The sequence below is a fragment of the Desulfovibrio intestinalis genome, assembly GCF_014202345.1.
In the GTDB taxonomy this organism is placed as follows: domain Bacteria; phylum Desulfobacterota; class Desulfovibrionia; order Desulfovibrionales; family Desulfovibrionaceae; genus Desulfovibrio; species Desulfovibrio intestinalis.
Genome location: NZ_JACHGO010000003.1, coordinates 53141 through 75456 on the forward strand (window position 1 = coordinate 53141; position 22316 = coordinate 75456).

18 protein-coding genes are annotated in these 22316 nt (G+C 54.2%); 5 read left to right on the top strand and 13 right to left on the bottom strand.

What is annotated here, in order from left to right; translation table 11 throughout:
- Positions 1-13: 13 nt before the first annotated feature.
- The 3 genes from HNQ38_RS05475 to HNQ38_RS05485 are packed head-to-tail and all read right to left on the bottom strand — an operon-like array spanning position 14 to position 2855.
- Complete coding sequence (locus HNQ38_RS05475; protein WP_183718424.1) at positions 14-832, bottom strand: tetratricopeptide repeat protein; 819 nt, start codon at positions 830-832, stop codon at positions 14-16.
- The gene (locus HNQ38_RS05480) at positions 826-1584 is read right to left on the bottom strand and encodes a nicotinate-nicotinamide nucleotide adenylyltransferase (RefSeq protein ID WP_343060108.1); all 759 of its coding nucleotides are present in this window, start codon (positions 1582-1584) and stop codon (positions 826-828) included. The genes HNQ38_RS05475 and HNQ38_RS05480 overlap by 7 nt, the downstream gene beginning before the upstream one ends.
- Complete coding sequence (locus tag HNQ38_RS05485; protein ID WP_183718425.1) at positions 1584-2855, bottom strand: glutamate-5-semialdehyde dehydrogenase; 1272 nt, start codon at positions 2853-2855, stop codon at positions 1584-1586. The genes HNQ38_RS05480 and HNQ38_RS05485 overlap by 1 nt, the downstream gene beginning before the upstream one ends.
- Before the next feature lie 184 nt (positions 2856-3039).
- Here HNQ38_RS05485 and HNQ38_RS05490 point away from each other — a divergent pair, with 184 nt between their 5' ends.
- From HNQ38_RS05490 to HNQ38_RS05500, 3 genes are all read left to right on the top strand, one after another.
- Positions 3040-3810, top strand: a complete 771-nt coding sequence (locus tag HNQ38_RS05490; RefSeq protein ID WP_183718426.1) for a tetratricopeptide repeat protein — start codon at positions 3040-3042, stop codon at positions 3808-3810.
- A gap of 131 nt (positions 3811-3941) precedes the next feature.
- Positions 3942-5798 carry an indolepyruvate ferredoxin oxidoreductase subunit alpha gene (gene iorA / locus HNQ38_RS05495; protein WP_183718427.1) on the top strand — a complete coding sequence of 619 codons (1857 nt, stop codon included), beginning with the start codon at positions 3942-3944 and terminating at the stop codon, positions 5796-5798.
- 9 nt (positions 5799-5807) lie between these two features.
- On the top strand, positions 5808-6416 hold the full coding sequence (locus tag HNQ38_RS05500) for an indolepyruvate oxidoreductase subunit beta (RefSeq protein WP_183718428.1): 609 nt from the start codon (positions 5808-5810) through the stop codon (positions 6414-6416).
- A gap of 221 nt (positions 6417-6637) precedes the next feature.
- Here HNQ38_RS05500 and rlmN read toward each other — a convergent pair whose 3' ends face one another.
- Positions 6638-7753 (bottom strand): dual-specificity RNA methyltransferase RlmN, encoded by a 1116-nt coding sequence (gene rlmN, locus HNQ38_RS05505; protein ID WP_183718429.1) that lies wholly within the window; start codon positions 7751-7753, stop codon positions 6638-6640.
- Between the two features lie 645 nt (positions 7754-8398).
- On the opposite strand from rlmN, the gene HNQ38_RS05510 reads away from it, so the two are divergent.
- A complete protein-coding gene (locus HNQ38_RS05510; protein WP_183718430.1) occupies positions 8399-11134 on the top strand; it encodes an AAA domain-containing protein in 2736 nt (911 codons plus the stop codon).
- 92 nt (positions 11135-11226) lie between these two features.
- On the opposite strand, the gene HNQ38_RS05515 is transcribed toward HNQ38_RS05510, so the two are convergent.
- Positions 11227-12378 carry an MFS transporter gene (locus tag HNQ38_RS05515; protein ID WP_183718431.1) on the bottom strand — a complete coding sequence of 384 codons (1152 nt, stop codon included), beginning with the start codon at positions 12376-12378 and terminating at the stop codon, positions 11227-11229.
- A 130-nt stretch (positions 12379-12508) separates the two neighbouring features.
- Here HNQ38_RS05515 and HNQ38_RS05520 point away from each other — a divergent pair, with 130 nt between their 5' ends.
- The gene (locus HNQ38_RS05520) at positions 12509-13324 is read left to right on the top strand and encodes a MerR family transcriptional regulator (RefSeq protein ID WP_183718432.1); all 816 of its coding nucleotides are present in this window, start codon (positions 12509-12511) and stop codon (positions 13322-13324) included.
- Positions 13325-13418: 94 nt separating this feature from the next.
- Here HNQ38_RS05520 and HNQ38_RS05525 read toward each other — a convergent pair whose 3' ends face one another.
- The 8 genes from HNQ38_RS05525 to HNQ38_RS05560 form a co-directional block, all read right to left on the bottom strand.
- On the bottom strand, positions 13419-14750 hold the full coding sequence (locus HNQ38_RS05525; protein ID WP_183718433.1) for an HD domain-containing protein: 1332 nt from the start codon (positions 14748-14750) through the stop codon (positions 13419-13421).
- Positions 14751-15032: 282 nt separating this feature from the next.
- Complete coding sequence (gene dsrP / locus HNQ38_RS05530; protein ID WP_183718434.1) at positions 15033-16205, bottom strand: sulfate reduction electron transfer complex DsrMKJOP subunit DsrP; 1173 nt, start codon at positions 16203-16205, stop codon at positions 15033-15035.
- 12 nt (positions 16206-16217) lie between these two features.
- Positions 16218-17000, bottom strand: coding sequence for a sulfate reduction electron transfer complex DsrMKJOP subunit DsrO (dsrO, locus tag HNQ38_RS05535; RefSeq protein ID WP_183718435.1), 783 nt, complete (start codon positions 16998-17000; stop codon positions 16218-16220).
- On the bottom strand, positions 17000-17380 hold the full coding sequence (gene dsrJ, locus HNQ38_RS05540; RefSeq protein WP_183718436.1) for a sulfate reduction electron transfer complex DsrMKJOP subunit DsrJ: 381 nt from the start codon (positions 17378-17380) through the stop codon (positions 17000-17002). Before dsrJ ends, dsrO begins: the two co-directional genes overlap by 1 nt.
- Positions 17381-19024, bottom strand: coding sequence for a sulfate reduction electron transfer complex DsrMKJOP subunit DsrK (gene dsrK / locus HNQ38_RS05545; RefSeq protein ID WP_183718437.1), 1644 nt, complete (start codon positions 19022-19024; stop codon positions 17381-17383).
- A 12-nt stretch (positions 19025-19036) separates the two neighbouring features.
- Complete coding sequence (gene dsrM / locus HNQ38_RS05550; protein ID WP_183718438.1) at positions 19037-20056, bottom strand: sulfate reduction electron transfer complex DsrMKJOP subunit DsrM; 1020 nt, start codon at positions 20054-20056, stop codon at positions 19037-19039.
- 120 nt (positions 20057-20176) lie between these two features.
- Entirely contained in the window at positions 20177-20710 is a 534-nt protein-coding gene (locus tag HNQ38_RS05555; protein WP_183718439.1) for an RsbRD N-terminal domain-containing protein, read from the bottom strand.
- A 466-nt stretch (positions 20711-21176) separates the two neighbouring features.
- Positions 21177-22211 carry a hypothetical protein gene (locus HNQ38_RS05560; protein WP_183718440.1) on the bottom strand — a complete coding sequence of 345 codons (1035 nt, stop codon included), beginning with the start codon at positions 22209-22211 and terminating at the stop codon, positions 21177-21179.
- Positions 22212-22316 lie beyond the last annotated feature (105 nt).

Sequence of the window (22316 nt, forward strand, 5' to 3'; positions counted from 1 at the left end):
GCGTTGCAGCGGCCTATCTGCGCTCCAGCGCGGCCATTACTTCCAGCGCGTCGGTCTGTTCCGGGTCATCGTGCAGCGCGCGCAGGGCCATATCCTCCGCCAACTGGCGTTTGTGCCAGATAAGATACAGCTGCGCCATCTTGCCATAGGTGGAAGGGTGCCCGCCAAAGGTTCGCAGCACGGCCTTGTAGACGCTCTCGGCCTTTTCGTATTCGTGCAGTTCCATCCAGGCGGCTACCGCGCCGGTATAGGCGGCGGGGTCACGCGGCTGCTTGACAATGGCCTCTTCATATGTTTCGGCGGCTTCCTGATGCAGGGCAGCGGCGGCAAAAATTTGGGCTACCTGAACGCGAATGCCTTCTTCCTGACTAAACTCCTCAATCACGCGCTTTAAAAAGGCGCGGCCCTTGGCGGTCTGACCCTCGCGAATAAATTGCAGGCCCGTATCGATGAGATGCTTTTTCCTTTCCATACGCGCCCGGGCTTCGGCCTGCACGCTGTGCTCGGCTTCCTTTTGCATAATCCGGGCAAGGCCGTCCAGCACCGTGGCCAAGGCCGCTTCCTTGCCCTGTTGAAAAGGGATGCTTTTGGGATTGCCCGTGTGCGCCGGGTCCAGCAGCGACTGCATACTTGCGTGGTGGATGAGAGAAGACAAAAACTCACTGATCTGGATGTCCAGCTCTGCCCGTGCAGAGCGCAGCATTTTGACCTCGGCCATGCGGCGCAGAGCCTCACTCATGACCTGAAGCGAACGCTCTACCTCGTCTCTACGCAGGTAGCCTACGGCGCGGGCCACATTTTCGCGTATGTCCTTGGGGGCAGTTGTCAGCATGTGTTCTCCGTCTGTCGCCAGTGTGCCTGCACGTTTTTTTCGCTCTGCTTCAGAATGTCAAAGGCCGCCCGAGGCAGCAGAAAATCCACTCTTCGGCCTGCCAGCCACAAATTACGCAGGCGCGACGCGCTCACGTCCAGCCAGGGCAGGGGTAAAAAATGCGCCAACCCGCCGCCGGGCAGGGCCATGCACGGGCCGTCACCGATGAGGGGCTCGCGCTCGCTGGCATCAGGCCACAGCCGTTGCGCCGTGGCCACCATATCACTGCCTGCCTGTCCGTCACGCGGCACAACAACAAAGTTGCACAGGCTCGGCAGCTCCAGTCCCCTGTGCCATGTGGGCAGCAGGGCAAAGTCGGGGCTGCCCAGTATGAAGTAAAGCTCTGTTTGCGGCTCGGCCTCGCGGTAAGCCAGCAGCGTGTCCCATGTGTAGGACGGCCCCTGGCGGTGCCCTTCAAGCCTGTTGCAGCGCAGGAAGGGCAGGTCAGCAATGCTGGCTTCCACCATGCTGGCGCGCAGATCAAAGGGCAGCATGCCCGTCATGGTTTTGTGCGGCGGCACGGCGCAGGGCACCATATCCACGCCGCTCACCAGAGGGGCCAGTGCTTCGGCGGCCTCAATGGCCAGACGCAAATGCCCCACATGCGGGGGATTAAAGCTGCCGCCCAGAATGGCCCGGCCTGTTCCTGGCCTCGCCATCTGGCTGGCAGTCTGCCCGCCTGTTGCCTTTTGTGCGCCGAATTTTTCCGTCACTACTGCCGTACCTGCCCTTGCCCCAGTACCACAAATTTGGTGGTGGTCAGCTCTTCCACGCCCATAGCCCCGTAGGCATGCAGCTTGGAAGTGGAGATGCCGATTTCCGCACCAAGGCCGAGCTGGCCGCCATCGTTGAAGCGGCTGGACGCATTGACCGCCACCATCGAGGCGTCGGCCTCGCGCAGAAAGCGCATGGCCTTGGCGTGATCGTTGGTGCAGATGATTTCCGTATGGTTGGAACCGTAGCGGGCGATGTGGTCCAAGGCTTCATCCATATCCGCAACCACGCGCACGGCGAGGGTGAGATTGTGGAATTCCTGCCCGAGGTCTTCGGATTTCTGAGGCACAACGCTTCCCGCAGGAGCCTTGCTCATAAGCGGCAGGGCGGCAGCGTCGGCACGAAATTCCACATCGGCAGCGCCGAGCTTTTCCGCCACCATAGGCAGAAAGCGCGCGGCCACGTCCTTGTGGACAAGCAGGCATTCCAGCGCATTGCATACGCCGGGGCGCTGCACCTTGCCGTTGAAAACGATGTCCAGAGCCTTGTCGAGGTCGGCGTCAGGCTCGATATAGGCGTGGCACACTCCCTTGAAATGCTTGAGCACGGGCATGGTGGCGGCTTCGGTAACGGCGCGCACAAGGCCTTCGCCCCCACGGGGAATGATGACATCTATGTACTGGTCGAGCTTGCACAGCGCGTTGACGGCCTCATGGCCCGGCACGGTCACAAGCTGCGCGGCATCTGCGGGCAGCCCCGCCTGAACCATAGCGTCCTGAAGCGCCTGCGCCAGAGCGGTGTTGGAATGCAGGGCTTCGCTGCCGCCGCGCAGAATAACGGCGTTGCCAGCCTTGATGCACAAAATGGCCGCGTCGATGGTGACATTGGGGCGGGCCTCGTAAATCATAGCGATAACGCCAAGCGGAATGCGCATCTTGCCTACCAGCAGGCCGTTGGGGCGCTGCCACTGGCTCTCGGTAGCGCCCACCGGATCGGGCAGGTTGGCTACGTGAGCGCAGGCGGCGCGCATTTCTTCCATAATGGCGGGCGTGAGCGTGAGGCGGTCAAGGCGGGCAGAATCCTGCCCGGCAGCCCTTGCGGCTTCAACGTCGCTGGCGTTTGCGGCCAGAATGGCAGCCTCGCGTTCGCGCAAAAGTTCGGCCAGTCCCAGAAGCGCCCGGTTTTTGGCTTCGGGCGTAGCCCTGGTCATGGCACGCGCCGCGTTTTTTGCCTGCGCGCCAAGGCGCGTCATTTTTTCAGCTGGCGTCATGCAAGCTCCTTGTGGCAGCGGCCACGGGCGCGCGTTTGCGGCCTTGGCCAAGGGATATTTGTTTTGACAGAAGGACTGTTTGTGGCCTATGAAGAAGACTTCCGTCTTGAGTCCGTCCTAACGTGCGCGCTCTGCATGCACGACGGAAACGGCGGCGATTTCGCCCCTAAGGAGTTTTTGATACATGAATCCGCAAAAGAATCAAGGCGCGGCCGACGCGCCCCTGTTGCGTGACCTGCAACTGGAAGTTAGTCAGGAGAGTGCGCCTCTTCTGCAGTTCATGCTGCGTCACGCCGGGCTTATTGCCGGTGTGCTGGTACTTTTTCTGCTGGTGCTCGTAGGCACGGGCATCTATAACTGGCACGGTGACTCCCGGGCGGAAGAAGCCCGCGATGCTCTGGCTCGCACCATTATACAAAACCAGGGCGCGGATCAGGTCAAGGCTCTTTCTCAACTGGCAGAGGGCGCGCCCTCGTCCACGCGTTTTGCCGCCTATATGGCTCTGGCTAACAGCGCCATGCAAAACGGCGACTACGCCACAGCGGCCCAGGCTTACGGCAAGGCCGCCAAAAGCACTGACGGTGCCTTTGGCCTGTCTGCCGCTCTTGGCGAAGCCGGAGCACTGCTCAAGGCCGGAAAAAGCACTGAAGCTCTGACCCTGTTGCAGGGCCTGCAAAATTCCCTGCCTGGCGCAGCCAATGCACCGCAGTTGCGGCAGATGATGGCTGAAGCCGCCATTGCCGCAGGGCAGAATGAACTGGCCGCCCGCACCTATCTGGCTCTGGCCCGCGAAACTCAGGGCGTCAACAGCAGCTATTTGCGTGCCCGCGCCGCCGAGCTTGATCCCAAACTGGCCGCTGCCGAAGCAGCGCCCAAGGCTTCGGCCACGGGCGCCACACCAGATGCTGACAAAGGCGGTCAAAAGGCCGCGCAGCCCGAGCAGACAAAGCCGTAACGATTTCAGACAGCAACCCGCAGCATGTTCAGCGCTGCGGGTTGTTGCGTAATAAGGGTGCGCCAACGGGCGCATCTTGCATTCAGTAGCACTAGCGGCCCGCGTGCCACGCGCCGGGGCCGGGAGGAAGCATGAGCAACAATCCCCTGTTGCACGGCGCTCACGGTGAGCGTCATTTGTTGTTGGGCAACGAGGCCATCGTGCGCGGCGCTCTTGAAGCGGGCGTGCATATAGTGACCTGTTATCCGGGTACGCCTTCATCCGAAGTGCCGGACACCTTTCACCGCATAGGCGGCGAGGGGCGTTATCGGCTGGAATATTCCGTCAACGAAAAGGTTGCTATGGAAGTGGCCGCCGGCGCTGCCCTGGGCGGCGCAATGAGCCTTGTGACCATGAAGCACGTTGGGCTCAACGTGGCCGCCGACCCGCTGTTTACAGCCGTGTACACGGGACTGCCCGGCGGGCTGGTGGTGCTTTCCGCTGACGACCCCGGCTGCCACTCCAGCCAGAACGAGCAGGACAACCGCTATTACGCGCGTTTTGCCATGCTGCCCTGTTTCGAGCCTGCCTCGGCTCAGGAAGCCAAGGACATGACCCGCGAAGCTTTCAGCCTGGCCCGCCAGCTTGAACAGCCCGTGTTGCTGCGCACCACTACGCGCATCAGCCATATGCGTGGCCCCGTTGACTTTGACGACCTGCCCGCGCCGCAGCCCAAGGTGGAGTTCCGCCGTGAGCCTTCGCGCTTTGTGCCCGTACCCGCCGTGGCCCGCAGACGCCATGTTGTGCTGGATGAAATTGTGGCCCGCGCCCGCCAGATTGCGGAAAATAGCCCCTTCAACACCGTTACCGAACCCGCTGCCCCAACTGATTTGGGCATCATCGTCAGCGGTGTTTCGCGCAACTATCTGGCCGACGCGCTTTCCGCCAATGACTGGGCAGACAGCGTGCGCGTGCTGGAACTGGGCATGACCTGGCCGTTGCCTGAAGAAAAGGTCAGCAGCTTCCTGAATCAGTGCAAGCGCGTGTTGGTGCTGGAAGAAGGCGAAGACTTGCTGGAGCAGGATATTCGTGCTTTGGTGCAAAAGCGCGGCCTGTCTGTGCTCATTGACGGCAAGAACGATATTCTCACGCATCAGGGTGAGTATTCCACCACCCTGGTTACGCGCCGTCTGGCCCAATGGCTGCAAGTTTCCTGTAGCGTGCAGGAACCGCGCTGTGCAGAGCCTGATCTGCCGGGCCGTCCGCCCAACCTTTGCCCCGGCTGTTCGCACAGGGCCGTGTACTACACGGTACGTCAGGTTTTCGGCGACGATGCCTACTACTCCAGCGACATCGGCTGCTATACTCTGGGTCTTCTGCCGCCCCTGCGCACTGCGGATTTTCTGGTCTGCATGGGCTCGTCCATCTCGGCTGGCAGCGGATTTGCCCGCGCCTCTGAAAAGCCTGTTATTGCCTTTATCGGCGACTCCACGTTTTTCCATTCCGGTATGACCGGGCTCGCCAATGCGGTTTTCAACCAGCACAACGTGCTCATGATTATTCTGGATAACGGCACCACGGCCATGACGGGCCATCAGCCCAACCCCGGTATGGTGCAAGACATGCTTGGCGGCATGAGCAGCCACATGGATATTGAAACCATTGTGCGCGGCATGGGCGTGACCGATGTTGCCAAGGTGCGCGCCTTCAACATCAAGACGCTGACCAAGACTCTGGAAGAAATGAAGAGCAAACCCGGCGTGCGTGTGCTCATCACTGAAGAGCCCTGCGTGCTGTATGCCCGCCGCCAGCTCAAGAAGACTTCGCCCCAGGTGGCGGAGGTTGCGCAACAGGGCGAGGAAGCCCTGCGCTGCCTCGAGCAGCTTGCCTGCCCCGCCTTTTACCGCGATGGCGACAATCTGGCTGTGGACGCGACCCTTTGCACGGGCTGCATGGTATGCTTGCAGGTGGCCCCTGGGGCCTTCAAGGCGCGCAAGCGTCAGGGATAGGTGAGAACAATGACTATGCAGAACAACCAGAAGCGCATGCGCGTTTATTTTACAGGTGTGGGCGGTCAGGGCACCCTGACGGCCACGACCCTGCTGGCACGCACGGCCCTTGAAGCCGGGCTGGAAGTTGTGGCGGGCGAGGTGCACGGCATGGCCCAGCGAGGCGGCGTGGTGGAATCCGTTATGCTGCTTGGCGGCTGGCGTTCACCCAAGCTGGATTTGGGCGAGGCCGACGTCATGCTTGGCTTTGAACCCTTGGAAACCCTGCGCGGCCTGCCGTATCTGAAAAAGGGCGGCGCGGTATTTTCCAGCAGTGATCCTATGCCTCCCGTAAGCGTGTCGCTGGGCAAGGCCGAGTATCCTGCCATGAACAGAATCAAGGCCAGCGTTTGCGAAGTGGCGGGGGTGTGCCATTTTATTCCCTGCCGCGAGTTGGGAATACAGGCTGGCTCTGTACAGAGCGGCAACACCGTGCTTTTGAGCGCCGTTTGCGCCTCGGGCGTTTTGCCCTTTGGCGTTGACGCGCTGGAAGAGGCCATCAAAAAATTCTTGCCCGCCAAACTTCAGGAAGTGAACCTGAAGGCTCTGGAACTCGGCAAGACCGCCCTCAAGGGCTGATCGCGTCCGTTTTTTCCATTACAAATGATAAAGGCGGTCCGGTTTTGAAAGTCGGACCGCCTTTTTTATGTGAATAACTGGCAAATCGTAAAAGAAACGTTGTGTGGTCAGCCCGTTGGGGCGTCACCACTTGAAAAGCCCGGTGGGCGGCAAATCCCGTCTGCGTCAGCTAACGCACGGTTTACCGTTAAATCCGTGCGGGTATTTCAAAAGTGAATGCTCTAGGCAGAAGTTTCCTGTCCGGCATGCCCAGGGGCAGTAGCCTTGATCTCTTCAAGCTGCTCTTTTTGTCTGGCAGCCTTGAGCTGCCCGCAGGCAGCCTTGATGTCCTGTCCCTTGCTCTTGCGCAGAATGGCAGTGACACCCCTGTCCCAAAGATATTTTTCAAAGGCCAGCACACGCTCGTGGCTGGGGGCGGCATAGGGTGAACCTTCAGCGGGATTATACACAATGAGGTTCAGCTTGCCCTTGACCGAATTGACAAGGGGGACGAGTTCTCTGGCGTGTTCCAGACCGTCATTGACGCCGCCAAGCAGCAGGTACTCAAACGTGATGCGTTCGCGCGTGTTGAGCGAGTATGACTGGAGCGTGGACATCAGGCGGTCCAGAGGCCAGCGGGCGGCCTTGGGCATGATGCGTTCGCGAAGTTCCTGATTGGGCGCGTGCAGCGACACCGCCAAAAACGCCAGACCGCATTCGCCCAGTTCTTTCAGATTTTTTTCAATGCCGCAGGTGGAAACCGTGATGCGGCGCGGTGAAAAATTTAATCCCTTGTCACTGTTGAGGCTCTGCAATGAGCGCATGACTTCGTTAAAATTCAGCAGGGGTTCGCCCATGCCCATAAAAACGATGTTGCGCAGCATGGGCCAGTGCAGGCGCGTGTCGCCCAGGTGCTCGCGGGCTACCAGAATCTGGCCGAGAATTTCAGCCATAGTCATGTTGCGTTCAAAGCCCATTTCGCCAGTGGAGCAGAAGGTACAGCCCATTGCGCAGCCCACCTGGCAGGAGAGGCACTGGGTCCAGCGGCGCACGCCCTCGCGGGAGTCTGAGGGGATAAGAACAGTCTCTACCTGCGCGCCGTCTTCAAGGCGCAACAAAAATTTGGTGGTGCCGTCCTGGCTTTCTTCCACAGCGGTCACTTCCGGCCAGACGATGCAGGCTTTGGCAGCCATGCTTTCGCGGCAAGGCCGGGAAATGTTGGTCATTGTGTCGAAATCGCGGGCCATGCGCTGCCATATCCATTGCCATATCTGCATGGCGCGGAATTTGGGTTCGCCCAGTTCTGCCTGCGTCCAGGCTTCCAGTTCGGGAAGGGTGAGATTGAGAAGATTGATCATTATGTCCTGCCGGGCGGTGGCGTCCTGGCTGCGTGTTGTGGTTTCGGCCTCGCCCTGTGCGTAAAGGCCCGCCTTTTGTTTACCGGGAGGAAGAGGAGAGCACAAGGGGATTTGTTGGGTGGATTTTGCGATCAGGGAGATGACTACACTGCAGATTTCTTTGCTACCAGGCATGTCGGCTTTAATCTGTTCAAAAAACGTTGCGCTTTTCTTTGAGCCAAATGTAACACCCAAACCGGGGACGCAATTCCAATGTTGTGTTGAGAATATTTAAATGAAAAATATTTATACTCTAGTGAGTGACGCCCCTTGACCCGTTCACAATATAGTCATATGTTTTGGCATAGTTATCATATTTATATGTCGATTTTATAGCTTGCACATGATTTAGGTCGTGTCGCGCTGTGATTCCTTTGTAGCTGCAGAAGCCATGATTTTATGCATAATTTCATTAAATTGGCGTTTTGCTTCTTATACAACTATACCATAAGTGCTTTGTGGAATTATGCCATGGGGGTGATGGTGCTAACTAACTAGCGATGTTAGCGTTTAAACTTTAGGCATAAATATAGGTAGCTGTAATAGATATATATCATATTGATAAGCACAGGAAATATTAATAAATAAAGAATGTTGGAGTAAGCTGTGTTATTTGAAGACTATGTCATAACAGTTGATGGTTGCGACAAAACTGATTCTGTAAAGCAATGGAAGAAGACAGCTAACGGATATGACATTGTATTTAATTCAAATGATAAGGTGTATTCATACGGCGGAAGCAGAGTTGAAATCGTATGCCTTAAGGAAAAAATAGATTGCGCTAGTTCTCGCGTGTTTGTGAATGATGCACTGCAAGAAAACGTATTAGAGATTCATGATTATGGTAAACTTAAAAAGATGTTTTTCAAAAATGGCCAGCGCCGCATAATCACAGATGAAAAATTTCATATTGAAGAAAATTGCCTACAGATCAGGCATGTTGCAGAAAAATTTTATTATCTTAAAGAATTAGCAGAAGAAATTGGTCTGCCATGTGATGATGGGGCGTCAATACTTTCGAAGTATTACAGGGATATTGATTTCATTGGTACAAACAGTGTCATGGGTTTTTATCTTTCTCGCCGGGACGATCTAGACAAAATGCCACTTCCAAACCCAATAATTTTCCCTTTTGGGTTAAATCAAAGTCAAAAAAAAGCCGTTTCGTGCGCTCTAAGTTCAAGAATAAGCATTATTGAAGGGCCGCCAGGAACCGGTAAAACACAAACTATCCTCAATATTATTGCCAACCTTGTTCTGCAGGGCAAAACAGTTGCTATTGCCGCAAGCAACAACTCTGCGACGGACAACATCCTAGAAAAATTGGCTAAGAATAATTTTGATTTTTTCTGTGCCCCCTTGGGCAGTGGAAAGAATAAAGAAAAGTTCATCACCAATCAGTCTGAAAGTTACCCTGATATTTCTTCTTGGAGAATGCCAGCGGAAGAGTTGGCTAATCTCAAGACCGCAATAGCTATCTTGACAACTGAACTTGATGAGATGCTTGAGGTGCAAAATCAAATTGCCCAAGTTCGCCAGGAAAGTTCTGAGTTAGAGCAAGAACGGAAATATTTTGTTAGCTATCTAGGGATGAAAAAAACTCAATCACCACCGCAAAAGCCCAAACTGAAAGGAAGTCATAAAGACATACTGAATCTTTGGATAGAATATGAGAACTTTGCTGAAAAATCTCGTATCCAAGGCTTATGGTTTCGTATCAAGAAAGTATTCTTTTACGGGTGGGACAGTTTTAGCTTTTTAAATCAGCCAGCAGAGCAGGTGATCCCTACACTTCAGAGTTTGTTTTATGAGATTTATAAAAAAGAGTTGGATGATAAACGGATTTATCTTGAAAAAAAACTAAGTGGGTATCGCTTCGAAGATAAGATGCAGGAGATAAAACTTAAGTCTACCCGTTTATTTAAAGGTTATATTGCTGCGTGTTATAGAATTGATATGCCTCGGACTTTATTTAAGAAGGATGAGTTGTATAGAAGTCCAGAAAATTTTTTAAAAGAGTATCCAGTAGTACTTAGTACAACTCACTCTATTAGAAATAGTCTCTCAAAAAAATGTATGTTTGATTACATAATTATTGATGAAGCATCGCAGGTTGATATTCTTACTGGTGCTTTATCGTTCGCAAATGCTAAAAATGCGATTATCGTTGGCGATCTGATGCAGTTGCCTAATGTTATAACTCCGCAGGATATGCAGCGTTCACTAAAAATAGAAGATAAATATAATATAGAAAATGAATACAGGTATACCCGGCATAGCTTGCTCTCATCTGCGTCTTCTGTATGGCAAAAAATTCCTAAAACATTACTGAGAGAGCATTACCGTTGTCATCCGCAAATAATTGGTTTTTGTAATAAGAAATTTTATAATAATCAGCTAGTTATCATGACGAAAGATCGTTCTGAGCAGGATGTGCTGAAGCTTTACTATACGCTGCCTGGAAATCATGCTCGAAAGCACCTTAATCAAAGACAATTAGATGTAATTAAAGGGGAAATTCTTCCGGAGTTGGCAGCACCAGATGACTCAACTGGAATAATTACACCTTATCGTGCTCAAGCAAACGCTCTGAGCAATCAAGAGCAAACATCTGAACTTGAATCAGATACGGTTCACAAGTATCAAGGCCGCGAAAAAGAAAATATTATTATCAGTACTGTTGATGATAAAATTGGCGAGTTTGCTGATAACCCAAATCTTTTGAACGTTGCAGTGTCAAGAGCAATCAGGCGATTGCGCGTTGTCGTTTCGCCTGATGCAGATAACGAAAACACTAATACCGGAGATTTAATAAAATACATCCGGCGGCATAACTTTGAAGTTGTGCAGAGCGAAATAAGTTCAATCTTTGATCTTTTGTATAAACAATATGCGCAAAAAAGGCTTGAATTGTTAAAAAAGTACAAAAGTATTTCTGAGTATGACTCAGAAAATCTGGCAAACACTCTTATAGAGAAGGTGCTCGTAGAAAAATCTTTCTCCAAATTGGACTTTACCTGCCATTACCCTCTCAGTAAATTATTACACAATGTGGATAGGCTTCTGGAAAAGCAACGCAAATACGCATTGCATCCAGCAACTCATGTCGATTTTATCATTTTTAACAAAATGGATAAAATGCCAATATTAGCAATCGAAATTGATGGAACCTCTTACCATAAAGAAGGGAGTATCCAGTATGCAAGGGATAGAATGAAAGATGAAATATTAAAGCGCTACAACATTCCCATACTTCGTTTAGCCACCAATGGAAGCTCTGAGGAGCAGCGCATTCGTAGTAAACTGAGTGAGATTCTCAAGGTGGAAGGGATACCCAACTAGCAATATATTTAACTGATAACCCTGTGAAAGTTTGCTGTATTATAGCAATGACGCTTGGTTTGATCTGTCGAGCCACACCTTCACCTAAGATATCATTTAGCCTTTTTCCTCAAAAGAAAGGTTCCCGAGGCAAGAATGGCGCATGCGGCAAGAACGATCCGCAGGGCATCAGAAAGCCCTTTCTGATGGGCGACAAAGCCAAGTAACGGTGGGAAAAACAGCAGGCCGCTATAGGATAACAACGACACAGTGGCGCTGGCTTTTCCCGCGCTCACACCGGGGTAGCTGCCAGCCCGGCTAAACAAAATGGGAACAATGGGCGACAAACCCGCGCCCATGAAGGCATAGCCCACGAGGCTCGCTGCGGGGTTATCAAAAAACAAAACTGCAGACATACCGCAAAGAGCAAGAACAGAGCCTCCTAGCGCAAGGATAAAATCTCCCCAATAACTACGCAGTCTGTCACCAAAAATACGGCATAAGACCGTGGCCGTTGAAAAGGCGGCAAAAACAAGAGCTGCTGTTTGCTCTGTGGCCCCCTTTACCGTGTGCAGCAACAGGCTGCCCCATTCCGCAACGGATCCTTCCACCGCATACGCTATCATTGACAATAACCCGCACAGAAAGACAAACAGCGGCAAGCTGTGCTTGCCCGTGGGGGATTGGATTTTGCTGTCGGGGACTGAATCTTCCATAAGCCGTGGTGTGGCCCAAAACCGAAGGCAGGTGTAAAATCCAAGAACCCCGGCAATGTTAATAAAAGGGCCTAAGCCCAAACTGGCAAACACCGCCCCAGTAAGTGACCCCAATACGCCGCCAAGGCTGTACGACGCATGCATGAGCGACATGCAGGGCGAGGCGTAACGCCGTTCAATCTGTATGCCTTGAGTATTCATAGAAACATCCACCAGCCCCATGCCCAAGCCGACCAGTATGCACGTTAATCCCAGCTGAACAGGGTCGGCTGCGAGACTGCAAAGAATTGTGGCAAGAACAAGCACAAGTGAGCCGATCCGTAAAATCAGCGCGCTTCCAAAGCGGGCGATAAGCCAACCGCTGCACGACAGGGCCACAACACTCGATAAGCCAAGGCTGAGCAAAATAAGGCCAATTTGAGCTTCATCTGCCCCGGTTTGACTTTTCAGGGCTGGAAGCCGTGAAGTGAGAAGACCGTAAGCAAGGCCGGGACAAATGAAAAAATAGGCGCATGCCGCCCGGGCAATGGTAAAGCCAGACCATCTCATGGTAAATTCTTCCTTGTAACTCTAACAAATTCCATGTTCTTTTTCTGCTTCCGCTTTTGGAGAGAAAGGATTTGTTGAGAATTTTTCAAGTATAAACTACTGGGTAACACAAGGGTCAAGGAGAAGCTTTATGAAAACAAAAAAACTTTTGAAGGTCGGAGAATTCGCACGTCTGTGCCATACGACAAAAGAAACGCTTCTTCATTATGACAGAAAGGGGCTTTTACAGCCGCGCTATATCTCGGAGAATGGATACCGATTTTACAGTATGGAGCAGTTTTTTGATTTTGATATGATTTCTCTGCTCAAAGAAACGGGAAGCAGTCTTGAGGAAATCAGGGAAAATCAGAATAATTGCAATACGCTTGAATATATTGGTTTTATTAAAAAACGCATTGAAGTGCTTTATACGGAGCATCTCAGGATTCTTCACCGCATGCATATGCTGACGGATCTTACAACAATAGCGGAGCAGGCTCTGACGGTGGAGTTTGATAAGGTTTATTTTGAGAATCGAGATGCTGAAAAGGTAAGGTATTATCCTGTAAATCCAGAAAAAATGCTGACTCGGGAGGATAGCGTCGAGTGCTATTCTGCATGCCTGATGTACGATTTGGCGCATGGAAATACGGTATATCCCCCCATAGGGATGGTCATCCCCAAGGAGCATGCCGAGAATAATGACTTCAGCACAACATTTCTGTTTTCAAAGGCATCAAAAGGGCGCGATATGGTCATAAAAGAAATAAAAAAAGGCAGTTATGCATGTTTGTTTCATAAAGGGAATATGCCAAGCCATAAGGCAGCTCTGAAGCAGATGATAGAAGCCATAGTTGACCAAAAACACAAAATAGACAGTGATGTTTATGTATATGATCAGATGAATTGCATTTTGACGAACAGGGATGCCATCTATATCGCGAAATATGAAATTAAAGTTGTATAGCTCCTGCTGAACCCAAAGGAAAAGGCCGCCCCATATTTCAGAGACGGCCTCAATAGTAACTCAGCCTAAATTAACTGTGAGCTATGCTCACCTATTAGCCAACCGACTTCCTCGCATACTCCCGCACAAAGTGTACAGCTGAATCCAGATCCGTAACCTCTCCGGCAATCTGCGCCTTGAGCAGCGCATCACGAATCACGCCCACCTGGGGACCAGGCGACAGCTTGGTTTCGCTCATGATCTCATTACCGTTGAGCAGGGGTTCCAGCATCTGTTCCGGCGTTTCCGCACGGTCCAGGTATTTCATATTATGGTTGAACGAGGTGGGAATGCCGTCGCGCGCCTTGAGGTCTGCCCGCGCCATAGCAATAAGCCGGGGGTAGTCGTCCAGCGCCTTGAAGCGGCGGATGCCCCTGTCTGTCATCATGAAGTGGAAGCGCATGTGGTTGCGCACCAGGTTGCACAGCAGGTCGATGTCTTCCTGTGTGAAGTGCAGGCGGCGCAGAATCTTGCGCGTTACCTTGGCCCCCACGCGGTGGTGCTGGTAGTAGGTCCACAGGCCGTCAAAATATTCCCCGGTGTAGAGCTTGCCCACATCGTGAAAGAGCATGGCCATAGTGCCCAGCCAGTCGTAGTGAAAATCCTCTTCTGGATAGCACTTCATGCACTCAAGTGTGTGCTCGAAAACGTTTTCAGTGTCGCCTTCCTTGTTGCGCATCTGCGTCAGGCAGGAGAGGGACGCCACTTCGGGGATGAGGCCCTGAAGAATGTGGGCTTCAAAGAGCAGCCGCACGAACTGGTGCATGTTTTCTGCGGCAACCTTGCGCCATTCGTCCATAATATCCGTGGCCGGCACATAGTCCAGCACGCGGCTTGAAGCGCGAATGATGGCCAGCCAGGTATTGGGTTCGATGGGCAAGTCAAAGTTGGCCGCAAAGCGCAGTGCGCGGATGGCCAGCAAGTAGTTGTGGCGCAGGGTTTCGTCCGGCAGGCCGGTGAGGCAGATGGCTCCGCCCTTGATGTCTTCAAAGCCGTCGTACACGTCACCGCTGGCTTCTGGCGTATTGAAACCCGTGAGGCGCAGCTTGAGGCGCTCTTCAGGGCTCATAAGATCAATCATTGTTGGAGTGATCTTGACCAGCGAAAGCTCGGGATGCCCGGCTGCGGCCACTTCAAGAGGATAAAAGCGATATGTGACGCCGTTTTCTTCCATAATGGCCAGTGCCCGCTTTTCGGGGGCGGCGGTGGCTTTGGGAAAAAGCTTGAACAGCGTGTCCATGTCCGGCTCGCAGGCAATGTCTACGGCCAGATGGTCAACCTTCTGGAGCAGATGTTCCTGCAAGGGGGCATTGATGACATGCGCGTCATAGCCGTTGCGCAAAAATGTTTTGCAAATGGTTATGGCGTCTTTGAGCGCTTGTTGCATCGTAATCTCCTTGCAAATAATGGCGGCAATGGCCTGTACTATGCCTTTTGGGGGCAATGAAAGTCAAGCATGTCGCCTTGTTGTGCTGGTAAAAGTGATAAATATCAGCTGCGTCTGAGCTGTTTACGCCTTTGGGCGTTTGCAAGCTCCGCGCTGCTTTCGTTCAAATATGATCTGTTCAATAAGAGAATTTTATCACAACTGGGGCCCACAGGAAAGCCCCCGTGCGAACACGGGGGCTTTGGTAACGGTTTTCACCGTATGGCTAACCCTGAGGTCAACCTAGTCGTCGTGCATGTGGTTCACTTCCATCTTGACACCAAGGGCTATCCGCCACAGCAGCGAGAGCACTAGGGCGCCAACACCGTACACACCTAGAGCCACGGCAATTTCCTTGGCGCTGGGCATATAAGGCGTGAAAGCTTCAAACATGTTGGGCGTGAAACCAGCCACCAGCAGGCCAAGACCCTTGTCGATCCAGGAAGCCAGCACCAGCATGATGAGGGCGATGGGCAGCAGGCAGGGGTTTTCGCGCAGCTTGGGCGGAATAAGCAGAGCCAGAGAGGCAAAGGCCATGATAACAGCGCCCCACATCCAGTAGCTCACCCAGGGCAGATGACCTTCGTGCCCGAAGAAGAGGAAGTGGATGGGTTCTTCATGTCCGGGAATGCCGCTGTAGAAAGCGGTGAAGATTTCCAGCAGGTAGAAGAAGACGTTGATGCACATGGCATAGACGATAATGGTGGTCAGGGTTTTCACGGCTTCCTTGCCGGGCTCGAAGCCCGTCAGGCGGCGCAGCACCATCATCAGCAAGAGCAGGATGGCAGGACCGGAGCAGAAAGCCGAGGACAGGAAGCGGGCGGCCATAATGGCGGTGAGCCAGTAATGGCGGCCAGGGATGCCCGCGTACAGGAAGGCCGTGACCGTATGGATGGAGAAAGCCCACAGAATGGAGATGTAAATAAGGGGCTTGATCCATTTGGGCGGATCAATCTCGTGCCTTTCGGCCTCAAGCGTGACCCAGCCAATGATGATGTTCAGACCCAGATAGCCGATGAGCACCATCATGTCGTAGAACATGACGGAATTGGGCGAGGGGTGAAGCATAACGTTGAGCATGCGCTGGGGCTGGCCCAAGTCCACCACGATGAAGAGCGCGCACATGACCACGGCCGCAACGGCCATGAATTCACCGAAGATGATCATGCGTTTGAACTTTTTGTAGTGATGGAAGTAGGTGGGCAGCACCAGCATGACGGCCGAGGCCGCCACGCCCACGAAGTAGGTGAATTGCGAAATATACAGTCCCCACGAAACGTCACGGCTGAGGCCGGTGACAGAGAGACCGTTCTGCAACTGATCCAGATACACAAGGCCGCAACCCGCAATAAGAACCAGCAGGAAGATCAGCCACATGTAGAAGGTCTTAGGACCGTCGAGCAATTTTTCAAGCATGGCCTGTTCTCCCTAGATAAGGTAGTAGACGCCGGGCTGGGTGCCCAGGCTGGGCTTGCGGCGAATACTGTAGTTGGCGGCCAAAGCCTGGCGCACCGTTGAATTGGGGTCTTCCAGGTCGCCGAAAAGTATCTTGCCATTGGCTGCTTCAACGCAGGCGGGCAACTTGCCCACGGCAAGGCGCTCGGCGCAGAATGTGCATTTTTCCACCACGCCGATCATGCGCGTGGGGTACTCGGGGTTGGGCACAGGGTTGGACAGGAACTTGCGCGGATCTTTGAAGTTGAACGAGCGCGCGCCGTAGGGACAGCCAGCCATGCAGAACCGGCAGCCGATGCAGCGGTGGTAGTCCATAGCCACAATGCCGTCTTCCATCTTGTAGGTGGCCTGTGTGGGGCACACGCGTACGCAGGGCGGATTGGTGCACTGGTTGCACAGCAGCGGGTACATAGACTCGCGGGAATGCTTGTTCAGATGCGCGTTCATGTCATCAGGGAAAACATGTGCGTAGCTGTCCAGCCAGAACCATTTGATATCCTGGTTGCCAGGAATCTGCGGCACGTTGTGGAAGCTGTGGCACGCGTCGATAAGGGGCTTGTAGTCTTCAGGGCCAGTGAACTGGCGTGTGTCGATAACCATAGCCCAACGCTTGGCATGCAGGGCATTGGCCGCGCGCTCATACTTGCCGGGGGCAATCTGCGCCTGGGCAACGCCAGACAGGGCAGCCATGCCGCTGGTAAGGGCGAAGGCCGAAAAGCCCGCCACTTTCAGAAAGCTTCTTCTGCTCTTGTTCATTACTTGCTCCCCTGGGGAATGATGTGGCAAGTCCAGCAATAGGGATCAACGCCGTTAGCCTTATGGCACTTCTGACAGAATCCCTCGTAGTCATTGTGGCACTTCATGCAGGTATTCTGAAGGCTGATGTTCCACTTTTTGCCGCTGGTGGCCACATAGACGCGGTTTTCCTTGCGCAGGGCCTCATCGCGCCATTCATTGAGCAGGCGCATATGCTGGTCGCGCATGAACTGCACGTCCTCGATGCATTCCTTTTCACCCTTGGGCAGCTCAATGCCGGTGCTCTTGTAGTCCTTGCCCATCATGCTCAGCCAGAAAGGGGCGGTGAACAGGGCCACAAATACTATGATCCCAACGATAACTGCTTTGGCGTTATACATTTATTGGCCCTCCCCCTGTGCTTCGGGCGCGTCCTCGTCGTCCACCACATTGGGCAGGTCTTCCTGACGCAGGTCCATGGTGCGCTTGCATTCGCCCTTCATAACCAGAGCGTTGCCCACCAGTTCGTGCAGACCGCTCACGTTGACGCCCGGAGCCCAATAGTTGGCAAGCGGGGGCAGTGTGGCACGGTCAATGGCGCAAACGCAGGCCATGTGGTTGACATCGTACTTTTCCTGCACAAAGCGCAGGGCATTGCCGCGCGGCATACCGGCGCGCATGCGCAGTTCCATGATTTCTTCCGTGTTAAGGCCTGAACCCGCGCCGCAGCAGAAAGTCTGCTCGCGAATGGTGTTTTCGGGCATTTCGTGGAAGTTGTTGCACACGGCATTCAGAACGTAGCGGGGCTCGTCAAGCAGGCCCATGCCACGAGCCGGGTTGCAGCTGTCGTGGAAGGTGGTGATGATATGGTCGTTACGGCTGGGATCCAGATTCAGCTTGTTGTGATGAATGAGGTCAGCCGTAAATTCCGCAATGTGCACCATTTTGGTGGAGGCGGCGTTTTTGAACACCGTACCCGTAATGGGCGACACGGGAACTTCCATATTGGCCGGGGTGGGGCCGTTGTAAGTGTCCATGTACTGGTTGATTACGCGCCACATGTGACCGCATTCGCCGCCGAGGATCCATTTGGAACCCAGGCGTTCGGCTTCGGCGTACATTTTGGCGTTGAGCTTCTTGGCCATGTTGAAGGAGGTGAAGGAACCGAAGTTGCCGCCTTCAGAAGCATAGGTCGAGAAGGTGTAGTCAAGATCAAGCTCGTGGAAGAGCATGAGGTAGCCCATGAAGGTGTAGATGCCGGGGTCGGCAAACACATCGCCTGAGGGCGTGATGAACAGGATTTCGTGGCCCTTTTCGTTGAAGGGCGTCTTGGGACGGATGCCAGTGATGGTTTCGCAGTCATCGGCCAGCATTTCCACAATTTCCACGAAGGAGTGGGGCTGGATGCCCAGGTGGTTGCCCGTGAAGCTGCAGTTTTTCACAGGATCCATGATCCAGTGGGTGCCGAGGCCCACTTCATGCAGCAGTTCGCGCACGATAGCGGTGATTTCGGCGGTGTCGATGCCGTAGGGGCAGAAGAGCGAGCAACGGCGGCATTCAGTGCACTGGTAGGCGTAGTAGAACAGTTCTTTGACTACTGCCACGTCCCAGCCACGAGCGCCGACCTTTTTGCCAAGAATTTTGCCCAGCATGGTGTAGTCGCGGCGATAGAGCGAACGAAGCAGCTCGGCGCGCAGTACGGGCATGTTCTTGGGATCGTTGGTGCCGAGGAAGAAGTGGCACTTGTCGGCACAGGCGCCGCAACGCACACAGATATCCATGAACAGCTTGAGCGAGCGGTGCTTCTCAAGTCTGTCGGCAAAGGCGTCACACAGGATTTGTTCCCAATCTTCGGGCAGGTTCCAGTCCTCGGCGGACGGATCCCACTCGTGGGGATTGGGCATGTGCAACAGTTCCATAGTGTCTTTCTTGGCCGGATAGCAGAAGCTGCCCGGCGTAAATTCCGGCTTGACGTCGAGCCAATCTTCGGCCGGAAAATCCGGACGGCTGGCGACAAGCATTTGCGGCGTAGGTAATTTTGCCATGATGAAGACTCCTTACTCGGCGGCCTTTTCGGGTTGCTTATCCAGAGGCAGCCCGGCTTCAGCCATGGCGCCGCGATAGGTATCCTCGTACTCGGCATAGGTGAAGTACTGCTTGGGCGGATTCCAGGGGTTGATATGGCGAACCCGGCGGGAATTGTTGGCCAGGTTGCGCGTGGGGCTGAAGAACACGCCCGGCATATGCATGAGCTTGGAGAAGGGGAAGTAAATCAGCAGTACGCACACCAGAGTAAGGTGGGTGAAGAAGAGCGCGTTGATGCCGGCGGTGGTCACGGGCGCAAAGTGGGTAAGGCCCATAACGAAAATCTTGACCTGGGCGATTTCGGTCTTGTCGAAATAGCGAAGGCACAAGCCGGTGCTGATGATGCCAATGATGAGCCACAGCGGAAAATAGTCGTTGAACAGCGAGATGTAACGCAGGCGCTTGTCATAGATGCGGCGGCCAAGAAGAAAGAGCACGCCCACCAGCACCAGACCACCGGTCATGAAAAAGCGGGGCGAACCCACCTGCATGATGCCGTCGATGGTTTCCAGAAACTTGATACAGGACGGGATGGGCTCCATGAAAAAGCGGAAGTGGCGGATGAAGACCAGCAGGAAGCAGTAGTGGAACAGCAGGGCAAAAACCCACAGCCACTTGGAAGAAAAATAAATGGTGCGCGGGCCCTTGCTGATGGGGTCATTTTCACGCACATCGGCTACAGTGTTGCGGAACAGCGAACGGAAGAAAAATACTTCCAGAAACATGCGCCGCACAACGTCCCAGGTGTTGCTGGGGCAGTCGAGCCGGTTGGGCTTGATGAAATCAAGCGACACTTCCTGCCCGCCCGTGGTGGGGATGCAGAAAGGCACGGGCGATTTGGCCCAGTATACCATGCGCCAGATAACACCGGCGATGAATACGACGACTGCTACATATGGCAGCACAACGCCGAACAGAGGCGCAAGCCCTATGGCCGCTCCCGCCCAGGCGATGGCTCCTAAGAGCAGCACCAGCAGTAATGAATTGAACATTCCCTACCTCACTTCCACTAAAGTTGCCTCAAAAGCCCACCACGGGATATTGAGAAATGCCTTGACCGCACGCCTGAAAAGCCCGGCAAGGGCAAGATGCCGGGCATAAGCGCGTGGATGTCAGCGTTCGTCCGACGGATGCGAAGATCCGCCTTCCAGCTTTTGCGCCCAGCGCGCCAGTTGGGCGTGCTGATTGCGAATTTCTGTGATGCGCAGGTTGGCCAGAACCTCGCGGGCTTCGGTGTACATGTCGAAGGCCAGCAGGGTAAGGCTGTCCAAACGCGATTCGGCTTCCATATAAGACGCAACATCGCCCAGAGCTATAAACTCGGGCAGCAGATGTTCGCGCAGAATGGGCTTCATGAGAAAAAACACGCCCAGCCCCTGGCTAGGGGCAAACTTCTGCACAGCGCGCAATTTGATGAAACGTTCCAAGGCCATCTTGGTGTGCCCGGGATCAACGTGTTCACCAGCCATTGCGTCGTACAGAGCGTCGGCCGCTTCCTTGGTCATGTGGGCAACAGGGTTGCTGAAAGGATCCTCACGGGTACGCAAAAAACCTGTCGTTTCAAACGGGTAGGTGTTAAACACCTCTTCAGCCCAAAGGCGAACGATCTCGCTTTTGCGCTTTCTGAACAAATCCTGTGCTTTCATGCCGCCCTCATGCCTTACGGGTAAGGCTGTTTCATATAAAGTGGAAGCGCAAAGGGCGTCAAGCCCATTTAGCGCTTTCCTGCATTACTTACGTTATTTTTTGCACAATATCAGCGTGCCGCTGCACCCTTGTATCGGAATGGTTGCCCGTGCCGATTTCAGGGCGCAGTTATCGTTGTCAGCTCACGCTGGCTCTTTTGCTGTAAGCTTGATCCCCATCGCTCCGGCGCTGAAGAAGCGGGTACAGCAGGTCGTCTTGAATCTCAAGAAACAGGGCTTATGCGCTGATTTGCCGTACTGCTGTCGTATTTCGCCAACGCACTTTGCCTGCCGGATTTCGCTTGGTTCACTTTGTCAGGCAAAACCCGTCTTACGCTGCAAGTACCAGCCCTTGGCGCCAACAATAAGCGCGCCTGTAATCTTTGAAAGAGGCCCTTTTAAAGGCAGCCCGCTCAAAGTGTCCGGCCTATTCCGGGCAGGGAGCCGGTCCGCCGCACTGGCCCGCGATCTGCGGTTCCAGTGGCAGGGCATCACTTGTACCGCCATGTTGGCCCTGCGGATAGGCTGCGCCCGCGCCGCCCGACATGCCTGCGGCTGGAGTGCTGGAGCCTGTTGCGGCAGCCCCCGTTCCGGTGGCGCTTCGCTGGCCTGCGGCTTGAGCCTGCTTGACCAGCATTGAGGGCAAGCCGTGGTATTCGAAGAAAGGCACGGTTTGAGCGCCAGCCATAAATACATGGGATTTGTTGCGCAGCATGCGGAAGCGCAGCCAGATCATATCCGGGCTCCAAGCGGCAAAACCACTGGGAGCACTTACTTCCTGAGAGCGGGCCAGGGCTTCTGCCATGCTGTCCCCCTGATCAAGGCGGCGCATCATGTGCGCAACGCGGTACACGTCCGCGTCGTTTTCAGCGAGAGGGTAGAAAGCGACATCCACATGGCCGGACAGAATGCCAACACCTTCACGGCAACTGGAGCAGGAGGGCGAGAAGTACATATGTACTGAGGCTTCTTGACCATTATCGGTAATGGCCCAGACGTTGGCCTGTGATTTGACCACTGCGCCAAGGTTGACGATGAAGAGCACTCCCCATACCAGCACCAGGGCAGAACGTCCCGGTTTGCTGGCGCGAGTGCGCGCGGCTGCCGCGTGGCGAAAGCTCAAATAGATAAGGGCAAAGAAGACAGCCACGATAAGGCAGCTGACACAGGGGGCGGTAAGGGCCATTACCGCAAGCAGCAGCACGTCGCCCGTGAGCGCCAGGGCTGCCAGTATTCGGCCCCAATGGGTGGCCCCCAACAAAGCCAGAAAGCACAGGGCCGCGAAAACGCCAGCTCCGAGCCACCACAGTGAAATGCCCGCAACGGAGGTGTCTTGATATAAAGAACAGCCAGCCGTTACGCACAGGTTAACCTCGTTGCCAAGGGCGCTCCATGCGCAGAATGCTGCGGCCAGCAGAGCAAGGCACAGGGCGCCGGTAACGACTTCGTGGGATCGGTTCATGGACCACCTGTAGATGGGTTTGAGCGGGTATCTTCGGGGCACGCACAGGGCGCGCGCCACGATGAGCCGCCTGCCGGTACACTCGGGACCGCACGTTTGCGGCAG

What these genes read in the sequence shown, in the direction of transcription:
- HNQ38_RS05475 (WP_183718424.1), bottom strand. Translation starts at nt 832, where the DNA reads ATGCTGACAACTGCCCCCAAGGACATACGCGAAAATGTGGCCCGCGCC.
- HNQ38_RS05485 (WP_183718425.1), bottom strand. Translation starts at nt 2,855, where the DNA reads ATGACGCCAGCTGAAAAAATGACGCGCCTTGGCGCGCAGGCAAAAAAC.
- HNQ38_RS05490 (WP_183718426.1), top strand. Translation starts at nt 3,040, where the DNA reads ATGAATCCGCAAAAGAATCAAGGCGCGGCCGACGCGCCCCTGTTGCGT.
- iorA (WP_183718427.1), top strand. Translation starts at nt 3,942, where the DNA reads ATGAGCAACAATCCCCTGTTGCACGGCGCTCACGGTGAGCGTCATTTG.
- HNQ38_RS05500 (WP_183718428.1), top strand. Translation starts at nt 5,808, where the DNA reads ATGACTATGCAGAACAACCAGAAGCGCATGCGCGTTTATTTTACAGGT.
- rlmN (WP_183718429.1), bottom strand. Translation starts at nt 7,753, where the DNA reads ATGATCAATCTTCTCAATCTCACCCTTCCCGAACTGGAAGCCTGGACG.
- HNQ38_RS05515 (WP_183718431.1), bottom strand. Translation starts at nt 12,378, where the DNA reads ATGAGATGGTCTGGCTTTACCATTGCCCGGGCGGCATGCGCCTATTTT.
- HNQ38_RS05520 (WP_183718432.1), top strand. Translation starts at nt 12,509, where the DNA reads ATGAAAACAAAAAAACTTTTGAAGGTCGGAGAATTCGCACGTCTGTGC.
- HNQ38_RS05525 (WP_183718433.1), bottom strand. Translation starts at nt 14,750, where the DNA reads ATGCAACAAGCGCTCAAAGACGCCATAACCATTTGCAAAACATTTTTG.
- dsrP (WP_183718434.1), bottom strand. Translation starts at nt 16,205, where the DNA reads ATGCTTGAAAAATTGCTCGACGGTCCTAAGACCTTCTACATGTGGCTG.
- dsrO (WP_183718435.1), bottom strand. Translation starts at nt 17,000, where the DNA reads ATGAACAAGAGCAGAAGAAGCTTTCTGAAAGTGGCGGGCTTTTCGGCC.
- dsrJ (WP_183718436.1), bottom strand. Translation starts at nt 17,380, where the DNA reads ATGTATAACGCCAAAGCAGTTATCGTTGGGATCATAGTATTTGTGGCC.
- dsrK (WP_183718437.1), bottom strand. Translation starts at nt 19,024, where the DNA reads ATGGCAAAATTACCTACGCCGCAAATGCTTGTCGCCAGCCGTCCGGAT.
- dsrM (WP_183718438.1), bottom strand. Translation starts at nt 20,056, where the DNA reads ATGTTCAATTCATTACTGCTGGTGCTGCTCTTAGGAGCCATCGCCTGG.
- HNQ38_RS05555 (WP_183718439.1), bottom strand. Translation starts at nt 20,710, where the DNA reads ATGAAAGCACAGGATTTGTTCAGAAAGCGCAAAAGCGAGATCGTTCGC.
- HNQ38_RS05560 (WP_183718440.1), bottom strand. Translation starts at nt 22,211, where the DNA reads ATGAACCGATCCCACGAAGTCGTTACCGGCGCCCTGTGCCTTGCTCTG.